This window comes from Paramagnetospirillum sp. (assembly GCF_058402745.1).
On the sequence record NZ_JBZVFI010000015.1, the window covers coordinates 148,326 to 165,479 of the forward strand.

Here is a 17,154-nt window from a genome sequence, read left to right on the forward strand (position 1 = left end):
GTATGAAGACATGACGAACGAGAACAAGACTCCCAAGGAATCCGTCACGCTGATCAACAACAGCACCGGCAAGACCACGGAATTCCCGCTGCTGTCCGGCTCCATCGGCCCCAAGGTGGCGGATATCCGCTCCCTTTACGCCAGCCAGGACATCTTCACCTATGACCCCGGCTACATGTCCACCGGCTCGTGCAAATCGGCCATCACCTACATCGACGGCGATGCCGGCGTTCTGCTGCACCGCGGCTACGCCATCTCCGACCTGGCCGAGAACTGCTCGTTCCTGGAAGTGGCCTACGCCATCCTCAAGGGCGAGCTGCCCAACGCCGAGCAGAAGGCCAAGTTCGAGAGCGACATCACCCGTCACTCCATGCTGAACGAGCAGATCTCGTTCTTCTTCCGCGGCTTCCGCCGCGACTCGCACCCCATGGCCGTGATGTGCGGCGTGGTGGGCGCCATGGCCGCCTTCTACCACGATTCCACCGACATCAATGATCCGCACCAGCGGATGATCGCCAGCTACCGCCTGGTCGCCAAGATGCCGACCATCGTCGCCTGGGCCTACAAGTACTCCCAGGGCCAGCCCTTCATGTATCCGCAGAACAAGCTCTCCTACGCCGAGAACTTCCTGCACATGATGTTCGCCACGCCGTGCGAGGAGTACAAGGTCAGCCCGGTCCTGGCGCGGGCCATGGACCGCATCCTGATCCTGCACGCCGACCACGAGCAGAACGCCTCGACCTCCACCGTCCGTCTGGCCGGTTCGTCGGGCGCCAACCCCTTCGCCTGCATCGCCGCCGGCATCGCCTCGCTGTGGGGTCCCGCCCATGGCGGCGCCAACGAGGCGGTGCTGACCATGCTGCACGAGATCGGCTCGGTGGATCGTATCCCCGAGTACATCAAGAAGGCCAAGGACAAGGACGATCCCTTCCGTCTGATGGGCTTCGGCCACCGCGTGTACAAGAACTACGACCCGCGCGCCAAGATCATGGCCAAGACCTGCCATGAAGTGCTGAACGAGCTGGGCAACCACGACGAGCCGCTGCTGAAGCTGGCCATGGAGCTGGAGCGCATCGCCCTGGAGGACGATTACTTCGTCAGCCGCAAGCTGTTCCCGAACGTGGACTTCTACTCGGGCATCATCTTCCGCGCCATGGGCATCCCCACCCAGGTGTTCACCTGCCTGTTCGCCCTGGCCCGCACCGTGGGCTGGATCGCCCAGTGGAACGAGATGCTGACCGACCCCGATCAGAAGATCGGCCGTCCGCGCCAGCTGTATGTCGGCCCGGCGCAGCGGGCGTTCCTCCCGCTCGCCGCGCGTGACTAAGGCAGGTCAGAAAGAACCGGAGGGGCGGCGCCGCAAGGCGTCGCCCCAACGCATTCCCCGTCCCGCCAACGACAACGTCCATCCCGAGGCGAAACGCCGCCTGATGATGGCCGTGGCGGCCCTGGCCCTTTCCGCACTGGCACTCCTGGCCATAAGTATGACAGGCTGGCGTTAGAGCGTCGTGCGTTTAATCAGAAACAGTCTGTCACCCTGAGGCATGGCCGAAGGGTCTTTCACCAACACCGGCGACCAATTGCGGTTGAAAGATCCTTCGCTGCGCTCAGGATGACACTGTGTTTCAGGTATGAGGCTCGCCGCTCTTGCCCAAGCCGGGAGACGCCGCCATGATGAATTTCCTCGACCGCCGCGTCGTCCATGCCGGCGGCCACGTCTTCAAGGAAGGCGACAGCGGCGATCAGGCCTTCATCATCCAGTCGGGAACCGTGGAACTGCTGAAGGGCCAAAAGGTCTTCGCCGAACTGGGCGTCAACACCATCTTCGGCGAGATGGCCCTGATCGACGGCGCTCCCCGAATGGCCACGGCACGGGCCAAGACCGAGACCACCCTGATCGTCATTCCCCGCGCGGTGGTGGAGTCCAAGCTAAAGGGCGTCGATCCCTTCGTCACCAAGCTGCTGGGCATCCTGGTCCAGAATGTCCGGTCCATGGCCGGCAAGTTGGGCTGAGGGGGAAGAAAACGCGGGCTGCCGCCCGTACCCGCTCGGGGCCGTGGGCCCCGAACCCCATTCGATGAATATCAAAAAGGGTCCGGGGCAATATCCCCAAGGGTCAGGCGCGCGCCGGTGCCGGCAGGAAGCCGGCCTGCACCAACCCGCGCACCTTCTCGAAGGCCTTGACCTCGATCTGACGGATGCGTTCGCGCGACACGCCGTAGCGGCCGCCCAGTTCCTCCAGGGTCACGGGGTCGTCCCTGAGGCGGCGCTCGATGAACACCTCGCGCTCGCGTTCGGTCAGGGTGTCCAGCGCCCGGGCGATCAGGGCGCGGCCCTTGGACAGCTCCTCGCGCTTGGCCAGGGCGGTTTCCTGGTTGTCGGCCTCGTCGGCCATCAGGTCCTGAATCTCGGTGCCGCCCTCGCCCACGGGGGTGTTGAGCGAGGAATCGCGCCCCGCCATGCGGCGGTTCATGGCGATCACGTCGCTTTCGTCCACATCCAGCTCGCGGGCGATGGTGGTGACGTGCTCGGGGGCCAGATCGCCCGCCTCCAGCAGACGCAGCCGCGACTTGATGCGCCGCAGGTTGAAGAACAGCTTCTTCTGCGCCGCCAGGGTGCCGATCTTGACCATGGACCAGGAATTCAGCACGAACTCGTTGAGCGAGGCCTTGATCCACCACATGGCGTAGGTGGCCAGGCGGAAGCCGCGATCAGGCTCGAATTTCTTGACGGCCCGCATCAGGCCGATATTGCCCTCGCTGATCAGGTCGGCCACCGGCAGGCCGTAATGGCGATAGCCCAGCGCGATCTTGGCGACCAGACGCAGATGGCTGGTCACCAGCCGATGGGCGGCGTCCTTGTCGCCGTAATCCACCCAGCGCTTGGCCAGCATGAATTCCTCCTCGGGCGCGAGGACGGGAAATTCCTTGATGCTCCTGAGATATTTGGCAAGGCCGTCGTCATCGGCGACGACCGGAAGTTTGGCAAGCGACATGATCTGATCCCTCCAGTTTGTGCCTTCCCGGCGTCCAACACGCCGGAAAAAAGTCCGAAAACCGGAAAAGACCGCTAGTCGTAGCCCTGAATGTTCATACGCATCGTCACATCCTCCATCGAGCAACATGACCCGGAGCCCGCCTTGGCGGCAGCACTCCGATCGGGCGGTCGGCTCGGCCCCATCATGGGCACCGGCCGATTCCACCATCACCATTATGGCGGCAAGACCCGGCCGAAATCAAGGGGGCGAACCGCTTCGCCTTTTGCTCACGGGATCAGCTAAACAGGCGATCGTGGCGGGAATGTGGCAACCTTCGCCGGCTGCATGGCCGCCATTCCGAACCTGCGAATCCGGCGGGCGAAAACTGAGTCATTATGGAGTTCTCCCCCGGCGAGGAGAGGTTGTTTCCGCCGGACGAACGATAAGGTAAGACACCGGCCAACCCTCCGAATGGCCGGTGTACACGGACCCCGCCCCGCCCTCCCTGCCGGGGCGGGGTTGTGTGTTTTCAGGCCTTGCTCCCGCCGCCGCCCCGTTCCCGCGCGCCGGCCAGGGCGACCACCCCCACTCCACCGGCGATCAGGGCCAGCCCGCCCATATTGGTGAGCGACAGCCTCTCGCCCAGCAGCAGCGACGAGATCACCAGACCGAAGGCCGGCACCGCCAGGAAACTGAGCGACACGGTGAGGGCCGGCAGCAGCCGGTTGACGGTCACCGCCGCCCAATAGGCGAAGGCGGTGGCCAGGGTGCCGTTGTAGAGCAGGGTCCAGGCCAGTTCGAAACTGCCGTCGGGCGCCGGGGCGCCTTCGATCAGCGCCGCCGCCGCCGCCACCGGCACCAGACCGATCACCATCTGCCACGGCACCAGTTCCAGGGGCGAGGCGTGCCAGCGGTGCCCCCGGATGTGCAGGATCACCCCCGCCCAGACCAGCGCCGCCGTCAGCAGCATCAGGTTGCCGACCACCGCCGCCCGGTCGCTCCAGTCGAAGGTCAGGGGATTGAACAGCACGACGATGCCGCCCAGGCCGAGCGCCAGCCCCGCCAGACGCCCCCGGGTCAGCTTTTCCCCCAGGAACAGGGCCGCCCCCGGCGCCACCCACAGGGGCGTGGAATAGGCCAGGATGGCCGAGCGCCCGGCCGGCACCACCAGCAGCGCCAGGTTGGTCAGCACCATGAACAGCGCCATGTTGAAGAGGCCCAGCGAGATCATCACCGGCCAGTCCCCCCGGGGCGGCAGGCGGAGCTTTCCCATGGGCGCCAGGATCAGCACCATGCTGACCAGCCCCACGGCCAGCCGCAGGGTGCAGAACCACAAGGGCTGGATGTGGGTCAGCCCGATCTTCATGATCGGCCAGTTGCCGCCCCATACCAGGACCAGCAGGGCCAGCAGAACAAATGCGCGCATCTCTGGTCATACCACTGTTTCCGGAGACAGACTTTGCCATGCCGGCCATGGCATGATCCATCACTTCCGGCGGATAAGGAGAAAGGCGTTGGATTTCGACGGAGAGCACCGCATCGCCGCGCCGCGCGTAACGGTCTGGCAGGCCCTCAACGATCCCGATTTGCTGGCCGCCTGCATACCGGGATGCGAGACCCTGGCCTCCACCGGCCCCGGGGCCTACACCGCCACGGTGGCCATCCGGGTCGGTGCCCTGTCGGCCCGCTTTTCCGGGCTCCTCACCCTCGACGACGTGGTCGAGGCCCAGGCCTACACCCTGAAGGGTCAGGGCCAGGGCGGCGTGGCCGGATTCGTGTCGGGCTCGGCCCGCGTCGTGCTCGAGGATGACGGAGAGGCGACCCTGCTGCGCTGGAAGGCGGCCGGCGAAATCGGCGGCCGCCTGGCCTCGGTGGGCGGGCGGCTGCTGCATGGATTCGCGGTGAAGACGGCGAACGAGTTTTTTTCTCGTTTGAACACCAAACTCGGGTCGCAACCCGATTGCAGTTCGCGGTAGGGATCGCTACGTATTACATATTGTTACATTACGTCATCAGTTGGCGTCGAGGGGGGATGATGGAAACACGCACCGCCGGCCAGGAATCGGCCTTCAACCGGGAACGGCCCCGCCCCGCCCCCACCTCTTCCTCCGACGACAGGATTCGCCGCCGCCTGCCCCGCAAGGAGCGGGAAAAGCTGATCGTCACCGAAGCCATCCGCTTTTTCGCCGAGGTGGGCTTCGAGGGCCAGACCCGGGCGCTGGCCGAGCGTCTGGGCGTCACCCAGCCCCTGCTCTACCGCTACTTTCCCGACAAGGAGGCCCTGATCGAGCGGGTCTACAAGGAGGTCTTCCTCAATACCTGGGAGCCGGCCTGGATCGCCACGCTGCAGGATCGCACCCGTCCCCTGGTCGATCGCCTGATTGATTTCTATCTTGCATATACCAAAGCGAATTTCAGCTACGAGCGGGTGCGGCTGTTCATGTTCGCCGGGCTGAAGGACGGCTCCATCGCCAACCGCTACATGCTGCATGTGCGCGAGCAGCTTTTCGTTCCCATGTGCCGCGAGTTGCGCGCCCATCTCGGTATCGCCAGCGATGCCCCGATCAGCCTGGAGGAGATCGAGATGGTGGCCGGCCTGCACGGGGCCATCGCCTATGTGGGCGTGCGCCGCTGGGTCTATCACGCCCAGACCCCCGCCGATCTGGTCCCGGTGTTCACCGAACTGGTCCGCACCTATCTGGCCGGCATCGCCGACAGCTACCGGCGCTTCGCCATGGCGCCCGCCAAGTAAAACCGCTTGCCAAGCCGACCCCGGGAAGGCTACCAGTCGGTGGCAGTCCAAAGGGGGATTTCGAGCATGCGCAAGGCAGTTCTGGCCGTTACCGTGACCCTGGCCCTGGGGGCCTGTTCCAGCTCGCCCAAGCCGCTGGTGCCCGACACGCCCGAGGGACCGGCCAGCTATGTCTGCTACAGCTCGTGGCTGTCCGAGCCCGCGGAGGTCCGCGCCATCGCCGAGCGCCAGTGCCGTGGCGCCGGCATGGAAGTGCGCGGCCTGCTGGGCCAGAGCTGGGCGCCGTTCAAGTGCGGCGTCCTCACCCCGGAAGTGGCCGCCTTCCGCTGCGGCCGCTACGGCTTCGGATACTGAGGACGGGGCGGGCCGGACCCGCCCCCCCTCCCAAAGCTCAGCCGCAGGCCCGCCGGCGGAACAGGCCCTGGACCGCGTAGGCCAGGATGGTGGTGCCCGCCAGCCCGATGCCCCAGATCAGGCCGACCAGCAGCCAGTCCACCGGGCCGCCCGCGTCGGTGAAGCCCGAGACGGTGAACTTGGCCGCCAGGACCAGGGCCAGCGCCCCGCCGATCAGGCCGACCAGCTCGGAGCGGACCAGACGCCGGCTGTCCAGCCGCCGCTCACGCAGGAAGACCACGGCGAAGCCGATCAGGCCGAAGGCCGCCAGGGCCAGCAGCAGCCACAGCACCGGGCCGAGCATTTCCTGGAACACCACCAGGAGAACAATGGGATCCATATCCTTCATGGCTCGAGTCTCCTCGTCAGGCCTGGCCGCGCAGCATGGTGAGATAGGTCGGCTTCAACGCCATGGTCTTCATCACCCAGGTGATCCACAGCTCCTCCAGGGGCGCGATGAGCCCGGGGAAGGACGGCACCAGATTGTTGTCGTAGTCGAACTCAACCAGCATGGCCTGGCCCAGACGGGTGATCAGCGGGCAGGAGGTATAGCCGTTGTAGGCGCTGTCCGACTTGCCGCCGGAAATGGAAGCGACCAGATGATCGACCGCCACCGGAACCTGCCATTTGACGCTGGCCGCCGTCTTGCCCTTGGGCACGCCCGCCACGTCGCCCACCCCGAAGACGTTGGGATAGCGCTTGTGCCGCAGGGTGGCCTTGTCCACCTCCATCCAGCCGTCGGCGGCGAAGGGACCCTCCCGCCAGCCCAGCGGAGAGTTGCGGACCGCCGCCGGAGCCCGCATGGGCGGCACCACGTTGATGAAATCCCAGCGGATTTCCGTCGGGCCGTTGGGCGTGCTGAAGGTCGCCGTCTTGCGGCCCAGATCGATGCCGGTCTGGACATGCTCGTAGCGCACGCCGATATTCCGGTCGCGGAACAGCATCCGCACCTTCTCCGAGACGATGGGCACCGAGAACAATACCTTGTTGTTGGCGGCATAGATCAGTTCGGCCTTGGCCCGATTGTCGCGGCGGCGCAGGTGGTCGTCGGTGATGAAGGCGTATTTGAGCGGCGCGCCCGCGCACTTCATCTCGGTGTTGGGGCGAAGGAACAGCCCGACACCGCCCTGGTCGGCGAATTTCGACATGGCGCCCCAGGTGGCGAAGGCCGCCTCCGGTCCGGCATAGACGCTGCCCAGCCCGTCCTGGCCGATGCGCCCGACCTCCATGCCCTCGATGGCGGCATAGTCCAGATGCAGGCCGCAGGCCACCACCAGGAAGTCGTAGGGAACCGCCTTGCCCGAAGCGGTCACCACCTTGTTGCCCTCGGGATCGATCTCGGCCACGGCTTCCTCGACCCAATCGACGCCCCGCGTCAGGTACTCGGCGGTGGTCGAGACGGGGTAGTCCAGGGGCTTGATGCCGCCCGCCACCAGGGTGAATCCGGGCTGATAGTAATGGGCCTTGCGCCCGTCGATGATGGTGACGGAAGCCCCGTCCAGCCGCTGGCTCAGACGCGCGGCGGTCGCCAGGCCGGCGGCCCCCGCTCCGACGATGACGATTCGCGCCCCCTTGGCCGCCACGGGTCCCACAGACGCGGCGCGGACGGGCGACGACACGGCGCTGCCGGCCAGAGCCGCGCCGCCAAGCCCCAACAGCCGGAACAGGTCACGCCGTCCCAGGCGCGGATCAAAATCCAATGGCATTCAGCACCCTCCTCACCACACCATCCCCACGCCGGGGGCCAATACATAATGATTGGCTTATATTAGCGTGTAAGCAAGTTGTCAGGAAGAGGGTTTTTGAACAATTCTTGGTTGCGTTACAAAACACCCCCGGACTCAGGAGCGGTTGCGTCGAGAGGACCTGGAACGGCAAACGGGGGAAGGCCCGTCCAGGCCCTCCCCCGCGATACGTGGCGCCGCGACGATGACGTGGCGCGTCAGTTCACCTGCTGCACCGCCGACAGCAGCCAGCGGCCACCGTTGGAGCTGCGCACGAAGGTCCAGGCCTCGGTATGGGTCACCGTGGCGCGCGGGTCGCCATCGGCCACCGCGCCGGTATCCAGGCGGACCATGTAGTCGTTGCACGAGAAGGTCAGGATGGCGGTCAGGTAGTCGAAGCCGCCCTCGCTCCACGATTCGCTGACGTCGCCCTTCAACAGGGTGACGTTCTCCACCTTGTTGGCCAGACCCTCGCTGGCGTTGCGGCTCATGTCCTCGGACAGGTAGGACACCACTTCGGGGGTGGCGAAGCGCTTGAGCTGCATCAGGTTGCCCTCGCTCCACGCCTGCTGCACGCCGAGCAGGATCTCGGTGAAGGCATCCTGGTCGTTGCCCGAGGCGTCGAATTCCCGCTCGATGCGCGGCTGGGCCGGGGGAGCGGCGATCATGGGCTCCACATGCTGGCCCTCGGCATGCCGGGCCATGTAGGGATTGCCCGCCGGCACCGCCGGCTGCGAGCGTCCGCGGAACAGCCGGATAGCCAGCCACACCAGCCCGCCGATGATGGCCAGCTGGAGCAGCAGGCCCAGCATGCTGGCGCCGGGCGAGGCCTCCGACGCTGCGGCCAGGGCCGGCGAATGGCCGAACAGCATGGAACCGATGCCGGCCCCCAACAGGCCGCCGGCGATTCCCGCCATCATGGGGTTGCGCTGAAAGAAGCTGGGCTGGCCCATGGGAGCCCCCATGGGGGTCGCCGGACGCATGGCGGCGGCGCCGGCGCCGGCCGGAGCCAGCGGCGCCGAATCCACCGCGCCGGGACGCGGCGCGGCCTGGGGCGGCGGCGGCGGGCCGGCGGGCTTGGTCTGGGCCGGCGGCGGGGCCAGGGTGCGCTCCATGGGCGCATCGTGGGTCCGGGAGCCGCGCGACCCGAAACCGCCGCCGCCCGACTTGCCGGCCTTGGCCAGGGCATCGCCCGCGCCGGCCAGGACCAGCACCAGGGCCACCGCGGCCGAAATCATCATATGCCTCATATCGATCGTTCCTCCCAAGGAATCACCCCCTTCTTATAGGGTGCCCCGGGGAGAAAGCAAACCGGCTACGAAAATTTAACCTAATGGGAAGGCGGGCGGGACGCCCGCGCTCCGGGATTTGGCGTCATCGGGAAGGCGGGCGGGACGCCCGCATCTTCCCCCGACCTCTTACCCCTGATCGGAATCGCCCTGAACCCTGGCGGCCAGCGAGGCGGCCATGAACATGTCCAGGTCGCCGTCGAGAACGCCCTGGGTGTCCGAGGTCTCCACGTTGGTGCGCAGGTCCTTGACCATCTGGTAGGGCTGCAGCACGTAGGAGCGGATCTGGTGGCCCCAGCCGATGTCGGTCTTCTGGTCCTCCAGCGCCTGGGCGGCGGCTTCGCGCTTCTGCAGCTCGGCCTCGTACAGCCGCGCGCGCAGCATGTCCCAGGCCCGGGCCCGGTTCTGATGCTGCGAACGCTCCATCTGGCAGGCCACGGCGATGCCGGTGGGAATGTGGGTGATGCGCACCGCCGAATCGGTCTTGTTGATGTGCTGGCCGCCGGCGCCGGACGCCCGGTAGGTGTCGATGCGGCACTCGCTCTCGTTGATCTGGATGTCGATGGTGTCGTCGATCACCGGATAGACCCAGGCCGACGAGAAGCTGGTGTGGCGCCGCGCCGCGCTGTCGTAGGGCGAGATGCGCACCAGCCGGTGGACGCCGCTTTCGGTCTTCAGCCAGCCATAGGCGTTGTGGCCCAGGATGCGCACGGTGGCCGACTTGATGCCCGCCTGCTCGCCGGCGCTTTCTTCCAGCCATTCCACCTTGTAGCCGTGCTTCTCGGCCCAGCGGGTGTACATGCGCAGCAGCATCTCGGCCCAGTCCTGGGACTCGGTGCCGCCGGCGCCGGCATTGATTTCCAGATAGCAGTCGTTGTGGTCGGCCTCGCCCGAGAGCAGGGTCTCCAGCTCCATCTTGGCGGCGCGCTCCTTCAGGGCGCGGACCTGCTCCTCGGCGTCGTCGACCACACCCTGGTCGCCCTCCATCTCGCCCAGCTCGATCAGCTCCAGCAGGTCGGCCAGCTCGCGCTCCAGGGCGCGGCAGCCCTGGATGGCGTTGTCCAGCTCGGTGCGCTCGCGCATGATCTTCTGGGCGGCGGCGGCGTCGTTCCACAGATCGGGATTCTCGGCCGAGGCGTTGAGCTCGTCGAGCCGCATCAAGGCTTCGTCCCAATTGAGATGACGCTTCAACAGGGCGGCGGAGCGCCGGATATCCTGGGCGAGCGCCTCGATCTCGGCCCGCATGGCTGTTCCCCTAAAGGCATTATGGAGGCGCCCTTTGTAAGGAAGTCCGCCCGCACTGGCAACCCGAGAGATTGGAGCGATGCGCGCCAAATCCGGCGCGCATCGCGATCAGCCGCCATTGCGGCGGCGGCCAAGCGGCCGGAGGGCCGCGCTGAGGCAGAGGGGCAAACATAATGACTTACCGCGGCGGCGGCCCGCCCTTGGGCGGATGGGGCGGACGCCAGCGGGCCACGGCCTGGCGGCCTTCCGCCGACATGCCGGACGCCGCCTCGAGAATCACCCGGGCGAGGGCCTCATCCATGGCGGCATGGGCCTCGCGCCCCTCCGCCAATATGGCACGCAAGCCGTCCACGTCGAAATCGGGAGCGGCCAGCGCCGTGCCGATCCGTGCAGGAACTCCGGTCCAGATGCTGTTCCGGACCTCCACCTCCCGGGCATGCCGGGCGATGGCGGCCCGCAGGATGGCGGCGTCGGCCGCCGGCAGATCGGCGGCCAGCCGCTCGGCGATGTGCAGCGGACTGGGTGGCCCGCCGCCCGGCGGGCGTGGCGGCGGCCCCGGCTCGCGCATGACCAGGACGGTGACCAGAAAGACGTTGAGGGCCAGCGAAACCGGCAAGGCCCAGCGGGAAAGGAATGCGCGCCCCATCAATAGCCCAGCCCCGAATAGTAAGTGGTGACAAGGTCTCGGCCCAGGGCGACGGCCTCGCTCTCGGCGCGGAGGTCATGGCCGATCACCACACCCAGCAGGGCGGCGGCGGCCATGGGCAGGGCGAAGCGGGACAACGGCAGCAGGCGGGCGAGCCATCGACCCGGCCCCGCCGCCGGTTGGCGCTGGTCCAGGCGGGCCATCACCCCCCGCATGACGCGCTCGGCGCGATCGGGCGACACCTCCAGCGGCGGCGTCAACCTGCGCATCACTTCATCCAGATCGTCGTCGGGCCTCATGTCACGTCTCCGATGCCCCGGATGCCCAGGCGGGCCAGGGCGGTCCTCAGGCTGCGCTTGCCCCGCACCAGCAGGGCCTCCATGGCGCCCAGCGACAGGTCCAGCACCCGCGCCGCCTCCGGGGCGCTCAAGTCGCTGAAATAGTATAGCGACAACGCCTGGCGTTGTCTGGACGGCATCTCGGCCATGGCCGCCGAGACCAGCCGCTCCCTCTGGCGGATCATGGCGCGCTCCAGCCCGCCCGGGGCGGGATCGGCCTGCTCTTCCGCCTCGTCTTCCGCCACGTAGCGGGCACGGCGCAGGCGGTCGAGGCTGGCGTTCAGCACCACCCGGTACAGCCAGGTGGAAAACTTGGCGTCGCGGTCCGACCGCCACCTGGGCGCCATGGTCCACACCTTCAAGAATGCCTCCTGCACCACCTCGTCGGCATCGTCGGCATTGCGCAGTACCCGGGTGGAAAGCGCCAGCATGGCGCGGACATGCCGCTCCATCAGCCGCCGGAAGCACCGGCGGTCCCCTTCCGCGATGGAACGCAGCAGATCGTCGTCACTGGCCGCATCCCCTTGGGGACACGCCCGCCCGCCCTGGTCCACGCCACCTCCGCGACAACCGTCATCGCTGGATAGAACGGCGCGGAAGAGGCGATCCATGCGGAAAATCATGCGCTCACCCGGCAGAAACTGCCGCCCGACCCGGCAGGACTTGCCGGGTGAAGAGCGATGATGGAGCACGGGCAAGAAGCATTTCGCACCAAATCAAGGCGTTATGGATGGCGCCGCCCCTGGCCTCCACCTTGCAACAGAACGAATCGGACGACACCGCATAGGAATAGAGCGGTGCGGCATGTCTTTTCAAGAAAAAGATAAGAAATATTTTTAATATTTCAACGCATGTAGAGCATCAAGCCAAGCGTGGAACGACTCGACCGGAGTTTTATCCGATCAGTTCATGACTGATGGAGAGTCACCATGCTACACGGACTAGGTACATCCGCCTCACAATCCCAACAGAACATCAGTTCCATATTCAAGAAGCTTGACACTAACTCAGACAACAGTGTCAGCCGTGACGAGTTCATTATCGGCAAGCCGGATGACGTCAGCGAGGATCAGGCCGGCGCCCTGTTCGACAAGCTGGATTCGTCGGGCAGCGGGTCGCTCGGCCAGGATGCGCTGAGTTCCGCCTTCCGGCAGATGGCGTCGGGCATGCAGGCGGTGCTGCTGCAGTCCCAGGAAGTCCAGGGCGCCCGGCGGAGCGGCCCGCCCAACCCGGACGAGATGTTCGAGGATCTGGACAGCGACGGCGACGGCACCGTCACCCGCGACGAATTCGTGGCGGAACGGCCCGACGAGGTCGGCGAGGAGCAGGCCGGCGCCTTCTACGACAAGATCGCCTCGGCCGCCGGGGCGGATTCCGCCACCGGCCTCAGCCAGGACCAGCTGGCCGAAGGCATGAAGAAGGCCGGGCCGCCGGATCAGGCGACAGCCAGCCAGACGGCCTCGGCGCAATCCTCAAGCGGCGACCTGCTGCTGCAGGACCTGCTCAAGGCCACCGGCTCCTATCAGAAGGCCAGCCTGCTGAGCGTCGCCAATACCAGTCTGGCGGCCTGACGGGAAGCGGTCCCTGCCTCCATGCCGGCCATATCCTTCGGCATGGAGGCGCTTTTTTCCGCAGGGAATCCCGCCGCATTCCCGTTGAACCCGACAGAACACAAGTCTCAGAAGGAGAACGGCCATGTCCATCGCCTCCGTGGGGAACCAATCCTCCATCCAGTCACTGCTGCTGAACGACCTCAGGAAGAACGGCCTGTCCTCGGACGTGGCGTCGCAGGTCGAGTCTGAAATCCATTCCATCGCCAGTTCCCGGGAATCGTCGGGCCAGCGTCCCTCGCCCACCGACATGCGCGCCGCCATCGAGGCCAAGTTGACCGAGGATGTCGCCTCGGGCTCCCTGACCCAGGAGCAGGCCGATGCGGTGATCCAGGCCCTGGACGAATTCGAAAGCCGGATTCGGCAATCGGGCGGCCCTGGCGGAAGCCTGGCAAGCGGAGGCCGGGGCGGCCCCGACCCGTCAGAGCTGTTCGCCACGCTGGACGGCGACGGCGACGGCACGGTGACCCGCGACGAATTCGTCGCCGGCCGCCCCGACGAGGTCAGCGAGGAAGATGCCGGCGCCTTCTACGACAAGATCGCCGAAAACAGCGGCGGCGACGGCGCCAACGGGCTCAGCCAGGAGCAGTTCGCCACCGGCCTGCAGAACGCCGGACCGCCGGCCGGCGGCGGCGGCGCTCCCCCGGCGGGCGGCGGCGGCGGCGGTTCGGCGGGAGTCGGGTCGAGCCAATCCTCCGACGAAGTGGTTTCGGTGACCACCACCACCTCGCCCGACGGCACCAAGACCACCGTCACCAAATACGCCGACGGCTCCAGTTCCACCTCGGTGACCTATGGTCAGGCGGATGCGTCCAGCGCCGACGCGCTGCAGTCGATCCTCAAATCGCTGACCAAGAACAGTTCGGACGCCAATACCACCTCATCCTATCTGGCCAAGCTGCTATCGGGCGGCCTGATCGACACGGTGGCGTGATCAGCAGCCGGACAGCGGCGATCTGAACCGGCGCAACAGGGCGGCCTTCGGGCCGCCCGCCAGCCCTTCGAGCTTCTGGCGCCATTGCGGCAACGAGCGGATTTCGGCCAGCCGCCGGCGCAGGAAGCCCCAGGTGTCGGCCGAGCCCTCGGACTCATCGTCCAGCCAGTACAGCAGGGTGGCGGAATAGACCGCCGCCAGGGTGGCGCGCTTGGAATACCACGAGAAATCATGGGAGCGGTCGCCCACCGCCAGCCAGATGGCGCCGGCGGTGCCCCAGGTCAGGCGGGCCGCCAGGGGCAGATTCCCGGGCAAGGCCAACAGCGAGGTGGCGCGGCGGATGGCCTCGCGATGCTCGCCCCAGCGCTCGAGACGCAGCTTCACCGCCAGGAACACCTTTTCCCCCACGCCCCGCCCGTCCAGGCCAGCCTCGGCCAGGTCGTCCTCCATGGCGCGGTTGGCGTGGTCGACGAAATGGGCCACCGCGTCGACGGCCCCCTGGGGGAACAGGCGCGGCAGCAGCGCCCGCTCCACCCCCAGATCGTCGGCCGCCGCCGCCAGGGTGGCCGCCGACCAGCCGTCGAAGGCGGCATGGGGCAGCATGGCGCCCACCAGGGCATCCTTGAGCGGGCGTGTTTCCATATCCAAATCTCCCCGGGCGCGGACAAAAGCACTTTCCGGGTTATAGGCCGCGCCTAACCCCTTCACAAGGGGGCGGCACTGTGCTATCAACCCACCTCCCCGGACGGCAGAGATGCCGACCGTCGGGAGGGTTTTCAAGCGTAGAGGAGCGGTGGCGAAACGTGCAAGTTCTCGTTCGTGACAACAATGTCGATCAGGCCCTGAAGGCGCTCAAGAAGAAGATGCAGCGCGAGGGGGTCTTCCGTGAGATGAAGCTTCGTCGGAACTACGAAAAGCCGTCCGAGCGTCGCGCCCGCGAAAAGGCCGAGGCCGTGCGCCGCGCCCGCAAGCTGGAGCGCAAGCGCCTGGAGCGCGAAGGCTTCTAAAGCCTGCTTTCGGCCGCACCGTCAAAGGGCGCGGCCGGACCGGAAATTCAAGCGTCGCCATCGCTGGCGCCATGACCTCGTGTCATGGCGCCTTTCGGTCTTGATGTTTGCCAAATTTGGCACCTTGCTCCCGAAGCCTCATACTAGTAGCCTGAATACGGGATTGGACTATCTAGGGGGCTTTCGGCCATGGAATTTCTGCGTAATCTTAGGATTGGGCGACGAATTCTTCTGGCCTTTCTACTTCCGGTATTCGGCCTGATGGCCTTCTCCGGCTACGTGATCGTCCTGCGCTGGCTGGTGGTCGATGACACCAGCGGTCTGATCCGCATGGCCGCCATGGCCAACAGCGTCAGCGCCGTCGTCCATGAACTGCAGAAGGAGCGCGGCGCCTCGTCGCTTTACGTGGCCAGCGGCCGCAAGCAGTTCGGCGACCGGGTCGAGGCCCAGCGCAAGCTCTCCGACGAGTCCATCGGGCGCTACGAGACGCAGAGTACCGAATCCGCCACGGCGCTGGGCGCCGATTTCGCCGCCTCGCTGGCCAAGGCCAAGGAGGCGCTGGCCGGGCGCGCCAAGCTGCGCGCCGACATCGAGGCGGGTGCCCTGGACCGCAACGTGGTGTTCCAGTCCTACACCGCCATGATCAAGGTCCAGCTGGACATGGTCGGCCAACTGGCGCGCCAGACTCCCGACAAGAAGGCCGCCGAGGCGGTCAGCGCCTATCTCGCCTTCATGGAGGCCAAGGAGCGGGCCGGCCAGGAGCGGGCCACCGGCTCGGCCGGCTTCGCCGGGACCTTCGATCCGGTCATCTATCGCCGCCTGGTCTCGCTGATCGCCGACCAGGAGATGCTGTTCTCCCATTTCATCCGCACCGCGTCGCCCGATCTGGTGGCCTTCTTCCGCGAGAAGATGAGCGACCCCATCGTCGCCGAGGTCAACGCCATGCGGGAAGCCGCCCACGCCAAGGCCCTGGCCGGCGGCGAGGGCGTCCCCGCCCCCAAATGGTTCGAGGCCACCACCAAGCGCATCGACCTGATGAAGGTGGTCGAGGACCGCATCGCCTCGGATCTGGTGGCCTCGGCCACCAAGACCAGCAGCGATGCCCGGCTGTTCCTGTGGGGCCAGATCATCGCGGTGGTCGGCGGCCTGGGCATCACCTTCGCCGCCGCCGGCGTGCTGGCCCGGGGCATCACCGGCCCCATCGCCCACATCACCCAGGCCATGAGCCGCCTGGCCACCGGCGACACCTCCATATCGGTGCAGGGCCTCGACCTCGAGACCGAGGAAGGCGAGATGGCCAGGGCCGTCGAGGTCTTCCGCAACAACCGCATCGCCGCCGAGGCGCTGGCCGCCGAGCAGAAGGCGGAGCAGGAGGCCAAGGAACGCCGGCGCCAGGCCATCGAGCAGCTCACCGCCGCCTTCCGCCAGGAGGTCAACGGCGCCCTGGCGGCGGTGGGCGACGCCACCCGCCTTCTGGACAATTCCGCCAACTCGCTGGGCGCCTCGGCCCAGAGCATGGAGGGCCACGCGGCCGCCGTGGCCGCCGCCGCCGAGGAGGCCAGCATCAACGTCGAGACCGTGGCCGGCGCCGCCGAGGAACTGGCCGCCTCCATCAACGAGATCAGCCGGCAGGTCGCCACCTCGGCCCAGGTATCCCAGGAAGCGGTGGCCGAGGCCGAGCGTACCAACGCCCTGGTCCACGGGCTGGCCGACGCGGCGCGCAACATCGGCGAGGTGGTCACCATGATCGGCGACATCGCCGGCCAGACCAACCTTCTGGCGCTCAACGCCACCATCGAGGCGGCGCGGGCCGGCGAGGCCGGCAAGGGCTTCGCCGTGGTGGCCAACGAGGTCAAGAACCTCGCCACCCAGACCGGCAAGGCCACCAGCCAGATCACCGAGCAGGTCAGCGCCGTCCAGTCGGCCACCGATCAGGCGGTCTCGGCCATCCAGAGCATCGGCGCCATCATCGAGCGCATCAATCAGGTCTCGTCGGCCATCGCGGCGGCGGTGGAGGAACAGGACGCCACCACCCGCGACATCGCCCGCAACGTGGCCGAGGCCGCCGACGGCACCCGCGACGTGTCGCGCCACGTCTCCGACGTCACCAGCGAGGCGGGGGAAACCGGCAAGACCGCCGCCGACGTGCTGGGCGCCGTCCACGCCCTGGGCCGCCAGTCCGAGACCCTCAGCACCTCGGTGCAGCGCTTCCTGGCGGGGGTGGAGCGGGCCTGACGGC

Annotated in this window: 19 protein-coding genes; 9 read left to right on the top strand and 10 right to left on the bottom strand. The window is 67.1% G+C overall.

What is annotated here, in order from left to right; genetic code table 11:
- Window positions 1-10 precede the first annotated feature (10 nt).
- Window positions 11-1,327 (top strand): citrate synthase, encoded by a 1,317-nt coding sequence (gene gltA / locus ACV4UZ_RS12675; protein ID WP_491601178.1) that lies wholly within the window; start codon window positions 11-13, stop codon window positions 1,325-1,327.
- 344 nt (window positions 1,328-1,671) lie between these two features.
- Complete coding sequence (locus ACV4UZ_RS12680) at window positions 1,672-2,013, top strand: cyclic nucleotide-binding domain-containing protein (RefSeq protein WP_491601179.1); 342 nt, start codon at window positions 1,672-1,674, stop codon at window positions 2,011-2,013.
- A 103-nt stretch (window positions 2,014-2,116) separates the two neighbouring features.
- Here ACV4UZ_RS12680 and rpoH read toward each other — a convergent pair whose 3' ends face one another.
- The gene (rpoH, locus tag ACV4UZ_RS12685) at window positions 2,117-2,995 is read right to left on the bottom strand and encodes an RNA polymerase sigma factor RpoH (RefSeq protein WP_491601180.1); all 879 of its coding nucleotides are present in this window, start codon (window positions 2,993-2,995) and stop codon (window positions 2,117-2,119) included.
- Window positions 2,996-3,506: 511 nt separating this feature from the next.
- Window positions 3,507-4,403 carry a DMT family transporter gene (locus tag ACV4UZ_RS12690; RefSeq protein ID WP_491601181.1) on the bottom strand — a complete coding sequence of 299 codons (897 nt, stop codon included), beginning with the start codon at window positions 4,401-4,403 and terminating at the stop codon, window positions 3,507-3,509.
- 88 nt (window positions 4,404-4,491) lie between these two features.
- On the opposite strand from ACV4UZ_RS12690, the gene ACV4UZ_RS12695 reads away from it, so the two are divergent.
- The 3 genes from ACV4UZ_RS12695 to ACV4UZ_RS12705 all read left to right on the top strand — a co-directional run bounded on the left by ACV4UZ_RS12695 (window position 4,492) and on the right by ACV4UZ_RS12705 (window position 6,083).
- A complete protein-coding gene (locus ACV4UZ_RS12695) occupies window positions 4,492-4,953 on the top strand; it encodes an SRPBCC family protein (protein ID WP_491601182.1) in 462 nt (153 codons plus the stop codon).
- A gap of 56 nt (window positions 4,954-5,009) precedes the next feature.
- Window positions 5,010-5,729 carry a TetR/AcrR family transcriptional regulator gene (locus tag ACV4UZ_RS12700; protein ID WP_491601183.1) on the top strand — a complete coding sequence of 240 codons (720 nt, stop codon included), beginning with the start codon at window positions 5,010-5,012 and terminating at the stop codon, window positions 5,727-5,729.
- Window positions 5,730-5,795: 66 nt separating this feature from the next.
- A complete protein-coding gene (locus tag ACV4UZ_RS12705) occupies window positions 5,796-6,083 on the top strand; it encodes a hypothetical protein (RefSeq protein ID WP_491601184.1) in 288 nt (95 codons plus the stop codon).
- Window positions 6,084-6,120: 37 nt separating this feature from the next.
- Here ACV4UZ_RS12705 and ACV4UZ_RS12710 read toward each other — a convergent pair whose 3' ends face one another.
- The 7 genes from ACV4UZ_RS12710 to ACV4UZ_RS12740 form a co-directional block, all read right to left on the bottom strand.
- Entirely contained in the window at window positions 6,121-6,471 is a 351-nt protein-coding gene (locus ACV4UZ_RS12710; RefSeq protein WP_491601185.1) for a DUF5368 domain-containing protein, read from the bottom strand.
- Between the two features lie 16 nt (window positions 6,472-6,487).
- The gene (locus ACV4UZ_RS12715; RefSeq protein WP_491601186.1) at window positions 6,488-7,828 is read right to left on the bottom strand and encodes an NAD(P)/FAD-dependent oxidoreductase; all 1,341 of its coding nucleotides are present in this window, start codon (window positions 7,826-7,828) and stop codon (window positions 6,488-6,490) included.
- Between the two features lie 236 nt (window positions 7,829-8,064).
- Window positions 8,065-9,087 (bottom strand): Tim44 domain-containing protein, encoded by a 1,023-nt coding sequence (locus ACV4UZ_RS12720; protein ID WP_491601187.1) that lies wholly within the window; start codon window positions 9,085-9,087, stop codon window positions 8,065-8,067.
- A 177-nt stretch (window positions 9,088-9,264) separates the two neighbouring features.
- A complete protein-coding gene (gene prfB, locus ACV4UZ_RS12725; protein WP_491601188.1) occupies window positions 9,265-10,380 on the bottom strand; it encodes a peptide chain release factor 2 in 1,116 nt (371 codons plus the stop codon).
- A 178-nt stretch (window positions 10,381-10,558) separates the two neighbouring features.
- Window positions 10,559-11,026, bottom strand: a complete 468-nt coding sequence (locus tag ACV4UZ_RS12730) for a periplasmic heavy metal sensor (RefSeq protein ID WP_491601189.1) — start codon at window positions 11,024-11,026, stop codon at window positions 10,559-10,561.
- Window positions 11,026-11,325 (bottom strand): hypothetical protein, encoded by a 300-nt coding sequence (locus ACV4UZ_RS12735; RefSeq protein WP_491601190.1) that lies wholly within the window; start codon window positions 11,323-11,325, stop codon window positions 11,026-11,028. Before ACV4UZ_RS12735 ends, ACV4UZ_RS12730 begins: the two co-directional genes overlap by 1 nt.
- Entirely contained in the window at window positions 11,322-11,918 is a 597-nt protein-coding gene (locus ACV4UZ_RS12740; RefSeq protein WP_491601191.1) for an RNA polymerase sigma factor, read from the bottom strand. The genes ACV4UZ_RS12735 and ACV4UZ_RS12740 overlap by 4 nt, the downstream gene beginning before the upstream one ends.
- A gap of 375 nt (window positions 11,919-12,293) precedes the next feature.
- On the opposite strand from ACV4UZ_RS12740, the gene ACV4UZ_RS12745 reads away from it, so the two are divergent.
- Together ACV4UZ_RS12745 and ACV4UZ_RS12750 are read left to right on the top strand one after the other, a co-directional pair.
- Window positions 12,294-12,935 (top strand): EF-hand domain-containing protein, encoded by a 642-nt coding sequence (locus ACV4UZ_RS12745; RefSeq protein ID WP_491601192.1) that lies wholly within the window; start codon window positions 12,294-12,296, stop codon window positions 12,933-12,935.
- Window positions 12,936-13,059: 124 nt separating this feature from the next.
- Window positions 13,060-13,908, top strand: a complete 849-nt coding sequence (locus ACV4UZ_RS12750; RefSeq protein WP_491601193.1) for an EF-hand domain-containing protein — start codon at window positions 13,060-13,062, stop codon at window positions 13,906-13,908.
- Here ACV4UZ_RS12750 and ACV4UZ_RS12755 read toward each other — a convergent pair whose 3' ends face one another.
- Window positions 13,909-14,550: a COQ9 family protein gene (locus tag ACV4UZ_RS12755; protein ID WP_491601194.1), complete on the bottom strand. Its 642-nt coding sequence runs from the start codon at window positions 14,548-14,550 to the stop codon at window positions 13,909-13,911. It lies immediately after the preceding gene.
- A gap of 161 nt (window positions 14,551-14,711) precedes the next feature.
- Between ACV4UZ_RS12755 and rpsU the strand changes: the two genes are divergently transcribed.
- Both rpsU and ACV4UZ_RS12765 read left to right on the top strand, forming a co-directional pair.
- Window positions 14,712-14,915 (top strand): 30S ribosomal protein S21, encoded by a 204-nt coding sequence (gene rpsU, locus ACV4UZ_RS12760; RefSeq protein ID WP_002726599.1) that lies wholly within the window; start codon window positions 14,712-14,714, stop codon window positions 14,913-14,915.
- Between the two features lie 189 nt (window positions 14,916-15,104).
- A complete protein-coding gene (locus ACV4UZ_RS12765; protein ID WP_491601195.1) occupies window positions 15,105-17,150 on the top strand; it encodes a methyl-accepting chemotaxis protein in 2,046 nt (681 codons plus the stop codon).
- Window positions 17,151-17,154 lie beyond the last annotated feature (4 nt).

Excerpts from the sequence above, each read along its gene's own strand:
- gltA (WP_491601178.1), top strand. The coding sequence starts at position 11 with ATGACGAACGAGAACAAGACTCCCAAGGAATCCGTCACGCTGATCAAC.
- ACV4UZ_RS12680 (WP_491601179.1), top strand. The coding sequence starts at position 1,672 with ATGATGAATTTCCTCGACCGCCGCGTCGTCCATGCCGGCGGCCACGTC.
- rpoH (WP_491601180.1), bottom strand. The coding sequence starts at position 2,995 with ATGTCGCTTGCCAAACTTCCGGTCGTCGCCGATGACGACGGCCTTGCC.
- ACV4UZ_RS12690 (WP_491601181.1), bottom strand. The coding sequence starts at position 4,403 with ATGCGCGCATTTGTTCTGCTGGCCCTGCTGGTCCTGGTATGGGGCGGC.
- ACV4UZ_RS12700 (WP_491601183.1), top strand. The coding sequence starts at position 5,010 with ATGATGGAAACACGCACCGCCGGCCAGGAATCGGCCTTCAACCGGGAA.
- ACV4UZ_RS12705 (WP_491601184.1), top strand. The coding sequence starts at position 5,796 with ATGCGCAAGGCAGTTCTGGCCGTTACCGTGACCCTGGCCCTGGGGGCC.
- ACV4UZ_RS12710 (WP_491601185.1), bottom strand. The coding sequence starts at position 6,471 with ATGAAGGATATGGATCCCATTGTTCTCCTGGTGGTGTTCCAGGAAATG.
- ACV4UZ_RS12715 (WP_491601186.1), bottom strand. The coding sequence starts at position 7,828 with ATGCCATTGGATTTTGATCCGCGCCTGGGACGGCGTGACCTGTTCCGG.
- ACV4UZ_RS12720 (WP_491601187.1), bottom strand. The coding sequence starts at position 9,087 with ATGATGATTTCGGCCGCGGTGGCCCTGGTGCTGGTCCTGGCCGGCGCG.
- prfB (WP_491601188.1), bottom strand. The coding sequence starts at position 10,380 with ATGCGGGCCGAGATCGAGGCGCTCGCCCAGGATATCCGGCGCTCCGCC.
- ACV4UZ_RS12730 (WP_491601189.1), bottom strand. The coding sequence starts at position 11,026 with ATGGGGCGCGCATTCCTTTCCCGCTGGGCCTTGCCGGTTTCGCTGGCC.
- ACV4UZ_RS12735 (WP_491601190.1), bottom strand. The coding sequence starts at position 11,325 with ATGAGGCCCGACGACGATCTGGATGAAGTGATGCGCAGGTTGACGCCG.
- ACV4UZ_RS12745 (WP_491601192.1), top strand. The coding sequence starts at position 12,294 with ATGCTACACGGACTAGGTACATCCGCCTCACAATCCCAACAGAACATC.
- ACV4UZ_RS12750 (WP_491601193.1), top strand. The coding sequence starts at position 13,060 with ATGTCCATCGCCTCCGTGGGGAACCAATCCTCCATCCAGTCACTGCTG.
- ACV4UZ_RS12755 (WP_491601194.1), bottom strand. The coding sequence starts at position 14,550 with ATGGAAACACGCCCGCTCAAGGATGCCCTGGTGGGCGCCATGCTGCCC.
- ACV4UZ_RS12765 (WP_491601195.1), top strand. The coding sequence starts at position 15,105 with ATGGAATTTCTGCGTAATCTTAGGATTGGGCGACGAATTCTTCTGGCC.